This is a genomic window from Paenibacillus sp. UMB7766-LJ446 (genome assembly GCF_030226665.1).
Taxonomy (GTDB): Bacteria; Bacillota; Bacilli; order Paenibacillales; family Paenibacillaceae; genus Paenibacillus; species Paenibacillus vandeheii.
On sequence record NZ_JASOYM010000019.1, the window covers coordinates 19,348 to 33,944 of the forward strand.

Consider the following 14,597-nt stretch of genomic DNA (forward strand, 5'->3'; position numbering starts at 1 on the left):
CTGTATCGCTATATCTATACATTATGTCTGTATTGCCTGATTCCCAAGCCTACAGTCATTCTTATTTTTCAGAACAGCAGTCATAACTCCTGAACTAGTATAGTGTACCACTTCTGCAACGACTCTTCTACGCTTTCCTGAAAAAACCGTTTATCATTTTCATTTCCATCTCTACAACAATAGATGCACACTATATACATTGATCTAAAAAATATTTACACTCGGCACTCCGATGACAGAATAACCTTCCGATCGCTGTTATCCCCAGATTTTTTTGATTTCTTTTTAAGGTGAAAATCCGGGGATAAAGGCGAACGCTAATGCTTCTTCAGGTTATTTCTGTCCTCTCCGTTATCGTGTAAATGTTTGGTCCAGTTTACATCGACCACTTCAGTCGAAGGATCTATATAGATATAAAAAAATAATAAACCGGAAGGTCTTATGACCCTCCGGCAACATGTATCTCTGTTATTTCAGCATTTCGCATTATTTAATAAATGTAAATGAGTTCACGGCTTTTTCCAGCGCTGCTGCCTGGACTTCCGTCTTGTTGGCGTCATTCAACCCACTTGTTATCGTATATGTCGTTCCGTTCTGTTCAAACACAATCTGACGTCCGGTATATGGCACACCATTGTCCACTTCATGATAGATGAAGGAAAACGCAGGCACACCGGCAAACGTCATCTCCTCACTGCTAATCAATTTGAAGTTTTTACGTGTTTTGGTTGCTTCCGCATACGCCTCTCGAAGTTGACTGACCGTCATTTCAATCGATTTGTCCTCACTCGCGGCAATGGAGAATTGACCACCTGTGAAGGTATATACGACGGGAGAATATTCAAATCGGTCATTGTACGGCGTCCAGTAACGTGGAATATCCACACTGTAATGATAACGTTTGGATGTTCGTGTCACGGAATTTGTTTTATCCGTCAAATACGGGTCTTCATCCAGCTGTCCGAAATTATCGGCTACCGTATCAAAGTCAATCTCAACACTCTTCATGATACTCTTAAACCATTCACGGTCCTTCGTCTGCTCCTCAGGGAACGTATACTCTGCATAGTAACGATACCCGTTTTTTTGCAAAAGAACATCGAACTCCGTCTGCCATCCATCGCCAAAGTTATAACGGAATTCATTCACCTCGGCAGTCTCGCCTGATACATCCATCGTATACGAACCGATCGGCTCATAACTTTCAGGCGTGAACGTCTCACGCATCCACTTGTCCAGTTGGCCGCTCCACTCCTGGACTGTTGCACCCTTCGGTGCAGATGTAACACGAAGTTGCAGATATGCACCATCCTTGGCTTCGTATATCATCTGGGTGTTGTCCATAGACCAGCCTGCTGGAATCTTCAGTTCAATGCCGTAATCGTCATTCCAGGTAGAGCGCATACCCTCATCCACCGTTGAAAGATCCTTAATCGTACGATCCGACTGAACATACGTAGGTTGGAATGAGTTGAGCAGCGCTGCACGTTTGCCCAGATCCTTATAATTCAGAGCTCCATAATCCGCGAGGTATACATCATATTGGCGACCATCCTTGATATATTGACGCATTTCCCATAAAACACCGTCCGCATCTTTAACCACTATCCGGGCATACGGGGTTTCCCCTTTGGCAATCGATTCCCGATCAAGCACTGTATCTCCGGCCTCTTTGGCTTCCTGAACAAGTTGCTGTAACAAATCATCCGAATCCAGATTGACATCTTGGTCACTCACATACACTTCAAGATAATAACTGCTGTCCTCTGCACCAAAAGTCATCATACGCTCCTGCTCACCCGTTTGCAGAATCATGAGGTCAGATGGATAATTCATGGACCAGCCATAATAACTGTTACCAATTCTTGTTTTGCCTTCATCCAGATTAATGCTACTCTCGTCGTCATCCGTCGATCCATCCGTTTGCAATAAACGAATGACCATCTCTCCTGAGCTGCTTGGGGCAAGTGTAGCGCCAATCCCCGCAGCTACCGGGCGAAGTGGCACCATGAGCACCCCGTTCATCATTTTTGGGGCTGCGCCCATCTCTTTTTTGACACCATCCACCCAGGCAATCGAACTGCCAATCGTTAAGGTGACGGTATGCGGACCTTCTTTGACTTTGACTACATCATTCTTCTCCAGTCGAATTTCGCTGCCAAAAGCTTTCTTGAATACACCGACGGGAACCATCGTAACCCCTTTGAATTTATATGGTTTAGCGATTGTCTGCTTGCTGCCATTGATGTAGGCACTCGTACTACCTGCGGTGATCCGCAGCTCGCTTGTCGTAAGATCGGATGCCCATGCAGGCAATGCCGCTCCAATACTCAGCATCCCGGCTAACATACCTGTGCTCAGCACACGTAAAAAAGATTTCTTCATTCCGTTCATTCGTCCTCTCTGGATCCGGATTGCTCGCCGGGCTTTATTGGTCTTCATCTACAGGGAACTGCTCATCTTCATCGTCTTGGATATCCGCTCGATCAGCAAGGACCACCGTACGAGTGACAATATCGCCTTCCGTTTGCATCACCAGTTTGACCTTCTGTCCTGGCACATACTTTTTGAGCAGCTCATTAATATCCACCACAGAGGACACACGTGTGCCTGCCACACTGTATAACACATCCCCCTCTTTGATTTTCGCTTTCTTCGCTTGGGCTGACAGTACGCCGGTAATCGTCAAAGGATCATCTGTAGGCAAGCCCACAATCGCTGACCAGCTCTCTTCCAGTTGCAGGCCAAGGCTTGCACGCTTAATTTTCCCGTATTCAAAGAACTGATTGATAATATATTGAACGGTATCTACTGGAATTGAAAATCCCATGCTCTCGATACCCACTGCTGAAAATTTCATAGAGTTAATACCCACGACTTCGCCTTTGAGGTTGACCAGTGGTCCGCCGCTGTTGCCTGGGTTTATGGCTGTATCTGTTTGAATTAACCGATAGGTGGCCTCCACTCCCCGATTAAGACCACTGATTACGCCTACTGTCGCAGAGTTACGCAAAGAGAAGGATATCGGTGTACCGATAGCAATAACGGTTTCTCCAACGGTAGTCTGTGAAGCTTTGGCAAAGGTCGCCGGTTGAAGAGACTTGGCATTAATTTTGATCAAAGCGATATCGCTTAACGGGTCACTGTATGTTTTGGTGATTTTATATGTATTGCCATCGGTCGTCACAACCAGCGGATCGGTTAACCCATCAACCACATGGGCATTCGTCACAATCCAGCCGTTGGAGCGGATGATCACGCCAGTACCATGAGCTAGATTATAGCGATCGGATGTGACGCCATCCTGTGATTCGGTAGATTTGCCGATGATGCCTACAACAGACGGGGATACTTTTTCAATTACTTTCGGGACTGCTTCACTGCCCTTATACTGAAACGTTCCGGATTTGGCATCATATTGACCACTTCCTCCGAGTGCTTTGACCAAATCCGTTGAACTAACATATACTTGTCCATCTACCACTTTGGCTTGCATTCCTGATGAAGACTCCGCTGCGCCAGCTGTTGCTGCAACACTGATCGAGAGTACAGCAGCCATCAGCGTGGCTACGCCCTTTTTCCCCAACACTCTCATTCTCTCACCTAACCCTCTCTATATATCTTCCGTTATGCAACCGAACCATATGACTCATTGCTGAATCTCTTTCTCTACCATCTGCAATACCGGTATCCTTCAATTTAACATACAAATTATTCCTGTACAATCGCTTCAAGCCCTATTTTTTAACAGAAAAAACCCGCATATTTCCACACATTCTGTAAACACAAAAAAACACCCTCCTAAACTCCCCTGGAAAGTGTTTGTCTGTTCTTCTATTTGCTGTTTTCAAATAAGTTCAGCGGTGTCTCTACGAACCAAACCAACCGGTAATCATGGCATAGTCGGTCAACAGAAATACCAGCAGACTGACTACTGCAAATCCGATAGCAAATAAATTTTTCTTCGGTGCACGAATCAGGCGTACCACTCCGATGAAAATCAGGATCGTAAATAAGATGACAAAAATATCAAACGCATTAAAATTTGAAGTACTCGCCGTGGCAGCTTCTGCAAACAGCATGGATAGACAGACCTCCTCACCATAGTTGAACATGCATTTTGCAACAACCCAATCATTGAATTCCAATCAGCAGGATGTAAATTGAAATGAGACTCTCATTTACAACTTGTATCCAGAACCGATTCAAGTGATGCAAAATACAGAATGCTAACGCATACCCTAATATCTTCCTCTATGTTATCTGTACCCTGCCTGTAATGCAAGCCCTATCATCCAGAAAAATGAAAAAAATCCAGTTTGGCAGTAGATTGATGGAATGCTTGCTCTATCGCATATGTAAACACTTTCACCGATGTCATATTGAGATTGGCCAAACGCCACAATATCAGAAAACCCTTCTCTTGGGAAGACGAGAACATCAGATGATACATGGATGCCTCACACTTCGCAATAAGAAGGGTTAGATAATATTTTATTCCTATAGCCATACTACATAGCTTTGCAGCTAGTTTGAATGAACCACCACAGATGACTATTCTGAAAAGGTAGATCCATGTCCACTTTCTCAGGATAGCCTTGGGCAGCATTACTCCGTCAATTGTAGCGTCTTGCTTCGTTCTGTATCCCGCTCCAATACTGGCTTCAAGTACTTGCCTGTATAAGAAGCTTCCACTTTAATAATATCCTCTGGCGTACCTGTCGCAACAATGGTTCCACCACCGCTTCCGCCCTCAGGACCCAGATCAATGACATAATCGGCTGTTTTGATTACATCCAGATTATGCTCGATCACCAGTACTGACTCTCCGGAATCCACCAGACGATGCAATACGGTCAGCAGGCGATCAATATCATCGACGTGCAGACCTGTGGTTGGCTCATCCAGAATGTAGATGGTTTTACCCGTACTGCGACGATACAGCTCAGAAGCAAGTTTCACACGTTGTGCTTCACCACCGGACAAGGTTGTTGCAGGCTGCCCAATGTTAATGTAGCCTAGCCCCACGTCAAGCAAGGTTTGCATTTTGCGATGAATTTTAGGAATGTTCTCGAAGAATTGCGTTGCATCCTCTACTGTCATTCCCAGCACATCTGCAATATTTTTATTTTTGTATTTGACTTCAAGGGTTTCGCGATTGTACCGTTTGCCTTTGCAGACCTCGCAAGGAACATAGACATCCGGCAGGAAGTGCATCTCAATCTTGATAATGCCGTCCCCGCGACAAGCTTCACAACGTCCACCTTTAATATTGAAACTGAACCGGCCTTTTTTGTAACCGCGCACTTTGGCTTCATTGGTCTGTGCAAACAGATCACGGATGTCATCAAAGACGCCCGTATAGGTAGCCGGGTTGGAACGTGGTGTCCGTCCGATTGGCGACTGGTCAATATCAATAACCTTATCGATATGTTCCAGACCCCGAATCTCTTTGTGCTGACCTGGGCGTACCCGTGCGCGGTTCAAGTCGCGAGCCAGCGTTTTATACAAAATTTCATTAATTAGTGTCGATTTACCTGAGCCGGATACACCCGTTACAGCCGTGAATACACCTACCGGAATTTTTACATTCAGGTTTTTCAGGTTATTTTCCTTCGCTCCGCGCACTTCCAGCCAGCGGTCCCCAACACTACGGCGCTCGGTACGTACCGGAATAAACTTACGTCCACTCAAATATTGACCTGTTAACGAGTTCTCGTCATTCATGATTTCTTCCGGTGTACCCTGCGACATCACAGTACCGCCGTGGATACCTGCACCCGGACCAATATCGATGATATAGTCGGCAGCAAGCATCGTATCTTCATCATGTTCAACCACGATCAGTGTGTTACCGATATCCCGCATATGAGCGAGTGTAGAAATTAGACGATCATTATCCCGTTGATGCAGACCTATACTTGGCTCGTCCAGAATGTACAGTACACCCATCAGACTGGAACCAATTTGTGTCGCTAGCCTGATCCGTTGGGCTTCACCACCGGACAACGTTCCGGCAGCACGGCTAAGGGTCAAATAATCCAGACCTACGTTTACCAGGAAGCCAAGACGGCTGTTGATTTCTTTTAAAATCAGTTTGGCAATGGTTTGCTCTTTTTCACTCAATTGCAGTGAGTCGAAGAAACGACCTGCTTCTCCAATGGACAAGCTTGTCACATACGCCATATTGTGATCGTTAATTGTAACGGCAAGACTCTCACGCTTCAGTCTGTGCCCTTTGCAAGAACCACACGGCTTCGCACTCATATAACCTTCAATGAATTCTCGGATACCCTCGGATGCTGTCTCACGGTAACGACGCTCCAAGTTATTCACAATACCTTCAAAGGTAACCATTGCTTCTTTCCGTTGCCCAAAGTCATTCTCGTACCGGAAACGAACTTTCTCCGTACCTGTACCCTGCAGCAGCTTGTTCATCTGCTCTGCAGGAAGATCCTCTACAGGCACATTCTGCGGGATGTTGAAGTGTTCACATACCGACTTCAGGAATTGCGGATAATAGGTGGATGTACCGCCTGTCCAGGCATCAAACGCACCCTCTTCAATCGTTTTACTTCGATCCGGTACTAATAGATCCGGGTCAACAATCATTTTAACGCCCAATCCATCACAATCGGGACAAGCCCCAAATGGACTGTTGAAAGAAAACATCCGTGGCGCCAGCTCTTCAATGCTAAATCCGCACACTGGGCAGGCAAAGTTGGAACTGAAACGCAGTTCTTCTTCACCCATAATATCTACCAGCAGCTGTCCACCGGACAGATTTAGTGCAGTCTCAATCGAATCGGCCAAACGTGATTGCACATCTTCCTTAATCACGATCCGGTCAACGACTACTTCAATCGTGTGTTTCTTGTTCTTTTCCAATTGGATATCTTCAGACAGGTCACGTAATTCCCCATTCACCCGAACACGGACAAAGCCTTGTTTGGAAATATCGGAAAACACACTTTTGTGTTCACCCTTACGGCCTGAAACGATCGGTGCCAAAATCTGCAGCCGGGTCCGTTCAGGATATTGCATCACGCGGTCTACCATCTGCTCTACGGTCTGGGAGGTGATCTCCACGCCATGATCCGGACAATGGGGATGTCCCACACGTGCAAATAACAGACGCAGGTAATCATAGATTTCCGTAACGGTTCCGACGGTAGAACGCGGGTTACGACTTGTCGTTTTCTGATCTATGGAAATAGCCGGCGACAATCCTTCAATGGAATCGACATCCGGTTTCTCCATTTGCCCCAGAAACTGCCGTGCATAAGCCGATAATGATTCCACGTAACGTCGTTGTCCTTCGGCATAAATTGTATCAAAAGCCAGCGAGGACTTGCCTGAGCCACTCAGACCGGTCAATACGACAAAACGGTCACGCGGGATGGTGATATCAATGTTTTTGAGGTTATGCGCTCGCGCGCCTTTGATGACAATGTTCTCGCTCGCCAATAGTATTCATCCTCTCAATGTTGTAATGCTTTTCGATCCCTCCCAAACCCTCCCTTCCAAGGGAGGGCCCCAGAGGGCGCAGCCCTCTGGACACCCGAAACAGGCGGTGCGTGGTGAATGGTCGGGTCTTGCTATGTGAATGGTTGTTGTGTGCCCGCAGCTTCGTCCAAGATTCCGGCTCTTGCCGGTATCCTGGACAGCTGCCTCTACCACGAGAGGACGCTCACGGCTCCGCCTCATTCGCGAGAGGTCGCCATTGCCTTCGGCTCGGCTCCCCTTAAACCCGGGAGGCTCACGGCTCCGCCTCGTTCGCGAAAGGTCGCCATTGCCTTCGGCTCGGCTCCCCTGAACCCGGGACGCTCACGGCTTTGCCTCGCTCGCGAAGGTCGCCGTTGCCTCTGGCTCGGCTCCCCTTGAACACGGGACGCTCACGGCTCCGCCTCATTCGCGAGAGGTCGCCATTGCCTTCGGCTCGGCTCCCCTTAAACACCGGGACGCTCACGGCTTCGCCTCGCTCGCGAAAGGTCGCCATTGCCTTCGGCTCGGCTCCCAAGGACACAACTTCCAAATGCTTTCCTATAAACCTTTTAACCAATTTCAACTTTTCTACCAGTATAGACCTGATTTTAAGTTTTCAACATATCTAATTACCGGTAGATTACTGATTTCCTTACTCAACAAGAGAACGGCCACGCGGCCGTTCTCTTGTTGAAGATCTATCCTTGCAGCGAAATATTCACTATCTGTGCCTCTACTTATCTCTAAACAACCTGCAACCGGCCCTTACGAGCTATTCCGCGCGCAGTTCCAACAATGCATCGCGAAGCTCAGCCGCACGCTCAAACTGCAGGTTTTTGGCAGCATCCTTCATCTCTACCTCTAGGCGTTGAATAAGCGCCTGACGGTCCTTCTTCGACATCTTCTCGGCAGCGCCTGTAAGATAGTCTTTTTTGGATTCGGCAACTTTGGTTGCTTCAATCACATCACGCACTTTTTTCCGAATCGTCTGTGGTGTAATGCCATGCTTTTCGTTATATTCAATCTGGATTGCGCGGCGGCGTTCCGTTTCCTTAATCGCCTTATCCATCGAATCCGTCACTTTGTCACCGTACAGAATGACTCGACCTTCGCTGTTCCGTGCCGCCCGGCCAATTGTTTGGATCAGTGATCGTTCGGAACGCAGGAAGCCTTCCTTGTCGGCATCCAAAATGGCTACCAGAGAAACTTCTGGAAGATCCAGACCTTCCCTCAGCAAGTTGATCCCGATCAGTACATGGAAAACCCCCAGCCTGAGATCACGCAGTATCGCCATACGCTCTAACGTCTTAATCTCGGAGTGCAAATAACGCACCTTGATCCCGATCTCCTTCAGATAATCCGTTAGATCCTCGGACATTTTCTTCGTTAATGTGGTGATCAGGACCCGCTCGTCTTTTGCAATCCGGTCGTTAATCTCACTGATCAGGTCATCGATCTGCCCCTTCGTTGGACGCAGTTCAATAATTGGATCAAGCAGACCCGTTGGACGAATGATCTGTTGTACCATCGTATCCGTATGCTCAATCTCGTAGGGACCCGGTGTTGCAGATACATAGATGATCTGATTCATCTTTCCCTCGAACTCTTCGAATTTGAGCGGACGGTTATCCAGCGCAGATGGCAGACGGAAACCGTGATCCACCAGTACGGTCTTCCGTGCTTGGTCACCGTTATACATCGCACGGATCTGTGGCAGAGTCACGTGGGACTCATCGACCACAATTAACATGTCATCCGGGAAATAGTCCATCAAAGTGTACGGTGTATCGCCACGTTCGCGGAATGTCAGTGGTCCGGAATAGTTCTCAATTCCTGAACAGAACCCGACTTCCTTCATCATCTCGATATCGTACCGTGTACGCTGCTCCAGTCGCTGAGCCTCCAGCAATTTACCTTGTTCTCTCAACACTTCAAGACGCTCTTCCAGTTCACGCTCAATGTTCACCAGCGCGACGCGCATCGTCTCTTCTTGGGTTACGAAGTGAGATGCCGGGAAAATAGCGATATGTTCACGTTCGCCAACCAGTTCTCCGGTTAACACGTCAATCTCCGTAATTTTCTCAATCTCATCACCGAACAATTCCACCCGAATGGCATGTTCACCCTTTGAAGCCGGGAAAATCTCGATAACGTCGCCACGAACGCGGAACGTGCCACGCACAAAGTTAATGTCATTTCGCTGATATTGAATCTCTACCAGACGAGACAATATCTGATTGCGCGGTTTCTCCATCCCTACCCGCAAGGACAGAAGCATGCTGGAATACGAATGCGGCGAACCCAAACCATAAATGCAGGATACACTCGCTACAATAATGACATCCCTGCGTTCAAACAATGAACTCGTAGCCGCATGGCGCAACTTATCGATCTCTTCATTAATACTTGAATCCTTCTCGATATACGTATCCGAGGAAGGAATATAGGCCTCTGGCTGAAAGTAATCGTAGTAACTGACAAAATACTCAACCATGTTATTCGGAAAAAAGTCTTTGAACTCACTTGCAAGCTGTGCTGCCAGCGTTTTATTGTGGGCAATAATCAGCGTGGGACGTTGCAGCTTGGCAATCGTCTGTGCAATGGTGAATGTCTTACCCGTACCGGTTGCACCCAGCAGCGTCTGATATCTCTTCCCCTCCTGAACACCCTTCACCAATTCTTTAATGGCTGCAGGCTGATCACCTTGGGGAGAAAACTCTGACTCGATTTCGAACGTTTTGTCGCTCATTATAATATCGCTCATTGCCGTATCTCACCCTATCGTCTAAAATAATAGTCACTATATATTGTCGAAGTTCCCCGAATTTACATATGGGAAAACTTATAGTAATAGGAATATTTGTTCCCGTTTAATTATACCAAGTCTATGCAAGTGATGCAATCGCGAAGTAAAGATAGGAGTGGGTTAATTTATGGATATTGCGACACTTATCGGCATTATTGCCGGGATTGCCGCAGTCATTAGTGGTTTTTTATGGGAAGGCGGCCAATTATCCGGTCTGATGCAAAAGACGGCTGCTCTAATTGTATTTGGTGGAACGATTGCTGCAGTCGTTGCCAGTTTCCCTGCACATCGGCTGCGTACGATTCCTGCCGCCCTCCGCATGGCCTTTGGGCGTAATAACAATGACTCAAGCCAGTGGGTTGAAGAACTTGTAGATATGTCTTCAATTGCTCGCCGCTCAGGCGTACTTGCACTGGAACGAAAAGTGATGGACCATCCGCATCCATTTTTGCAAGATGGTATTCAGATGGTTGTCGATGGCACAGATCAGGATGTTGTTCGCCAGATCATGGAGATGGAGATTGATTCCGTCGAACAAAAATATGATGGATATGCCAAAATCTTTGAATCAGCAGGCGGCTATGCTCCAACGATGGGGATCATTGGTACCGTAATGGGACTTATTCAGGTACTTGGCAGTCTGACCGATCCTACAGGACTCGGACCAGCGATTGCTGTGGCCTTTACCGCAACCCTGTACGGGGTCGCCAGTGCCAATCTTATCTTTTTACCCATTGCGTCCAAAATTAAATCCCGTGGCGCAGACGAAATTCAGACGATGGAAATGCTGCTCGAAGGAGTACTTTCTATCCAGAACGGGGAAAACCCCCAACTCGTGCGTAAACGGCTGGAGTCCTTCACACTCACTCACCGCCAGATTACACGTCCTTTAGTGAAGGAGGGATTGGATGAGTCGGCGCAGTAAACGGCGCGGAAAACGTGAACCTGGAGATCATCGAGATCGCTGGATGATTACCTATGCCGATCTCATTACCCTGCTGCTGATCTTTTTTGTGATCATGTATGCCATGAGCCATCTGGATTCTGGTAAATACGATGTGGTTACTCAATCGTTGCAAAATACATTTAACCAATCCAATTCCCTGCTTGACCAAGGTGAAGGGATTGCCGGTACAGCGGGACAAGCTATTACCAAAAATCCGCCTTCCCAGATTCAGGGAGAAGAACCCGGAGAAGGCGAAGGATCTTCTTCCGGCTCCGGGACAGGTACGTCAGAAGATGATAATCAGCCACTTACGGAGCGGGAAGAGCAATTCAGATCACAGGAACTGGAACTGCAAAATCTCTTCAATGTAATTACTCAGTATATCGAGGACAACAAACTGGAGAATCAGATTTTTGTTGCGGACAAGCCTCAGGGCATCTCCATTACACTCAGTGACCGCTTCCTGTTTGATCAGGGACAAGCAGCCCTCAAAAGCGATGCTGCCCCCACACTGAGCAAATTGGCAAGCCTGTTCCGTGATCTGAGCACCGTTGTCAGCATTGAAGGCCATACGGATAACGTTCCTGTCGGGGCGAATGCTACCTATAAAGACAATTGGGAGCTTTCCGGTGAACGCGCACTGTCTGTATTGCGATTTTTTATCGACAAAGAAAAGCTTGACCCTGACGGTTTTCAATATGCCGGATACGCGGACACCCGCCCAACTGGGGATAATACCACCGCAGCAGGACGGCAAAAAAATAGACGTGTGGAAATCACCGTCTTGCGTCAACTCCAGCCTTAATCGCCAACATTTCGTATGAAACATCCTAGCACTATTATAAAAAGCACGTTTTACTGAATTCGATTCAGCAGAACGTGCTTTTGTTTTTACTTCTATCTCCTATTGCTAAACAGCAGATCATTTATTTTCTTCGTTTTATGGTAATGGCACCTGATGGATCACCTTCAACTTACAACCGATTTCATACATTATGCATCCACGCCTGGTTGACTTGGACGAAGAATCGCAGAACCCACCGTCAGCAAGATGGCTGCCATGCCAAACAGAATCAGCATCGGCAGGGCAATATCCGATAACGTACCGCCAGCGGAGATCGTTTCAACCGCCTGAATTGCCCATTTCTGAGGAACAAAATTAGCGAGTTTCTGCATATAATCCGGCATGATTGACAGTGGCCAGAAACAGCCGCCAATCATACACGTCGGTGTGATGATTAGTGAATTCAGCATGTTTGCATTTTTGGATTCACGAATCAATCCGGCAACCGTACTCGCAATCCCCATCGAAACCAGCATAAACGCGGCCAGGATGAGAAGATGGATACCAAATGGAATTCCCGCATCGTAATGGAGCACCCATCGGCTAATCCCCAGCACCAAGACAATTTGGATCAAACCGATCGCAAAACTTCCCAGAAAATTGCCCAGCGCGATTTCATAGGCGTGGACCGGAGCTGTGTAGACTCGTGCCATCGTACGCTGCCTGCGGTCCTCCATTATGACGGCTACTGCACTTGTAAGCAAACCCATCATGAACATGATTGTAAATCCAGTCACATTGTTCAGACCCGGTTTCGGATAAATTTGAAGATCGGTTGCTTCACCCGAAATTTGATGTTTGCTCGTTTCCTGTAACAACTGTTCGAATTTCTCTTGGTTTAATACAGGATCAGGGGCCGCACCATCAGGACTACCTGTTGTAGTCAACACTGCTGTTGCAGACTGTTTCAGCCCTGCTGCCAAACCTTCAACCGCGGCTCTTAATGTATAGGAACTTTCACTTACACGGAGTTCTACCAGTTGTACTTTCGTTTGCTTGCCTTGCAGCAGATCATCGGTATAATGCGCCGGAATGATGATGCCGGAACTCCCCTTTTGCTGGGCGATGGCTTCCTTAAGTTCCACTACATCATCCATTGGCTTGAGCAGATACTCCTCCTTGCGGGCAAGTTCATCCACAATCATCGCACCTGCCGCACCATGATCCTCGTTTATAAAGGGAATGATTACACGCGTTTCATGCTGCCCCCCAAATATCGAAACTGCCCCTGTGACGACTAAACAAGGAAGAAGGAGAAATGTGATGAAGCCCCACTTACGTCCAAGTGTGCGTCTAATCATTAACCAGGCAATATTCAGACTATTCATAGCGGTATCCCGCCTTTCTGTAGATCAATGCCGCAAGTGCCAATAATACTGCACCTACCGTACCAAGCATCATGATATTGTACATAATCTGACTTAGTGAAGCATCAAGCATCATTTGCAAAAAACTCTGAAGAGCCCAATGATTTACCGTAAATTCGCTAATCTGCTGTACAAAATCGGACGCTATGGGTGTGAAGCCACCACTGATAAACGTCATCGCAATGATTATGCCCTGTAGAGCAGCACTTGCCGATGCAGCATTTTTGCAGACCAGGGCGACAATCACACCGAGAGTCATGGAAGCCAGCGTGATCAGCACACAGATCAAAACAAGCAGCCATGGATGTGTACCCCAATTTACGCCGTATAACCAGTGTGTCATCAGTACAATAATGATGGCCTGCATGAAGGCAAGCAGGCTGTTTCCTGCAATTTTCCCTGCAAAGATAACGCCATTGCCTATTGGAGCAGCCTGCAGACGGGTTAACGTTTTTTTATCACGCTCGCCGAAGAGGCTGTTGCTGGTCGTGAGTCCAGAATATAGCATGAACATAGCCAGCATAGAAGCTGCATAATATTGGGAGGCACTGTATGATGTCCCGGCCTTTCCGGGGCTGCTTATAGCAATATAGGAGGAATTGGCAGCATCTGATTCAGAAGAGGAAGCCATGGCAGCGACCACTTCGGGACCAAATACGTTTACCATAGCGACCTGCCTGTTCAGTTCATCCGTAAACCGGGTAAACAATGTTTCACCCACGACATTGAGCGTGCCATCTCTCCCAAGTATCCATTGCAACCTCGCCTCTTCCCCATTCATGATCTGCTCCTCCAGATTGGATGGGACTATTACGGCAAAATCCAGGTCACCACGTCGCAGTGCACTTACAGCCTCTTCTTCCGTAGAAATGTTCTGCACCTTCATCATGTCGGCTACCGCCGGGGATGTCACAAATGTATTCAAAGCTTCGCTGATCGCACCGGAACCGGAATTTTCTTCAGCCTGAATGATTCCTACTCTCACCGGGTCAGGAATGGCTTCTTTTGCCGTGCCCATTGTACTGGAAAGTGCAGTACCCAATATAAAGATGAGCAGCAGCGGCAGAATAAACAGATTCAGCAGAACCGAGCGAATTTTCAGAATCCGTCTCAGCTCAAAGATGCAAATATGCCATATGTTCATCTGAA

General features: G+C 47.3%; 9 protein-coding genes. 2 read left to right on the forward strand and 7 right to left on the reverse strand.

Translation table 11 applies throughout. The features are described 5' to 3' along the window. Positions 1-486: 486 nt before the first annotated feature. From QP794_RS30550 to uvrB, 5 genes are all read right to left on the reverse strand, one after another. On the reverse strand, positions 487-2,442 hold the full coding sequence (locus tag QP794_RS30550) for a stalk domain-containing protein (protein WP_285080550.1): 1,956 nt from the start codon (positions 2,440-2,442) through the stop codon (positions 487-489). Beyond that, complete coding sequence (locus QP794_RS30555) at positions 2,429-3,595, reverse strand: S1C family serine protease (RefSeq protein WP_285080551.1); 1,167 nt, start codon at positions 3,593-3,595, stop codon at positions 2,429-2,431. The genes QP794_RS30550 and QP794_RS30555 overlap by 14 nt, the downstream gene beginning before the upstream one ends. Before the next feature lie 274 nt (positions 3,596-3,869). Then, positions 3,870-4,082, reverse strand: coding sequence for a hypothetical protein (locus QP794_RS30560; protein ID WP_024631564.1), 213 nt, complete (start codon positions 4,080-4,082; stop codon positions 3,870-3,872). A gap of 526 nt (positions 4,083-4,608) precedes the next feature. Further along, entirely contained in the window at positions 4,609-7,467 is a 2,859-nt protein-coding gene (uvrA, locus tag QP794_RS30565) for an excinuclease ABC subunit UvrA (RefSeq protein ID WP_024631566.1), read from the reverse strand. A 790-nt stretch (positions 7,468-8,257) separates the two neighbouring features. After that, on the reverse strand, positions 8,258-10,249 hold the full coding sequence (gene uvrB, locus QP794_RS30570) for an excinuclease ABC subunit UvrB (protein ID WP_285080552.1): 1,992 nt from the start codon (positions 10,247-10,249) through the stop codon (positions 8,258-8,260). A gap of 169 nt (positions 10,250-10,418) precedes the next feature. Between uvrB and QP794_RS30575 the strand changes: the two genes are divergently transcribed. Further along, positions 10,419-11,216, forward strand: coding sequence for a flagellar motor protein (locus QP794_RS30575; RefSeq protein WP_285080553.1), 798 nt, complete (start codon positions 10,419-10,421; stop codon positions 11,214-11,216). Further along, positions 11,200-12,042 (forward strand): flagellar motor protein MotB, encoded by an 843-nt coding sequence (locus QP794_RS30580; RefSeq protein WP_285080554.1) that lies wholly within the window; start codon positions 11,200-11,202, stop codon positions 12,040-12,042. Before QP794_RS30575 ends, QP794_RS30580 begins: the two co-directional genes overlap by 17 nt. Before the next feature lie 188 nt (positions 12,043-12,230). Here the strand turns inward: QP794_RS30580 and QP794_RS30585 are convergent, their stop codons facing one another. Together QP794_RS30585 and QP794_RS30590 are read right to left on the reverse strand one after the other, a co-directional pair. Next, positions 12,231-13,409, reverse strand: coding sequence for an ABC transporter permease (locus QP794_RS30585; RefSeq protein ID WP_285080555.1), 1,179 nt, complete (start codon positions 13,407-13,409; stop codon positions 12,231-12,233). Next, positions 13,402-14,592, reverse strand: a complete 1,191-nt coding sequence (locus QP794_RS30590) for an ABC transporter permease (RefSeq protein ID WP_285080556.1) — start codon at positions 14,590-14,592, stop codon at positions 13,402-13,404. The genes QP794_RS30585 and QP794_RS30590 overlap by 8 nt, the downstream gene beginning before the upstream one ends. Positions 14,593-14,597 lie beyond the last annotated feature (5 nt).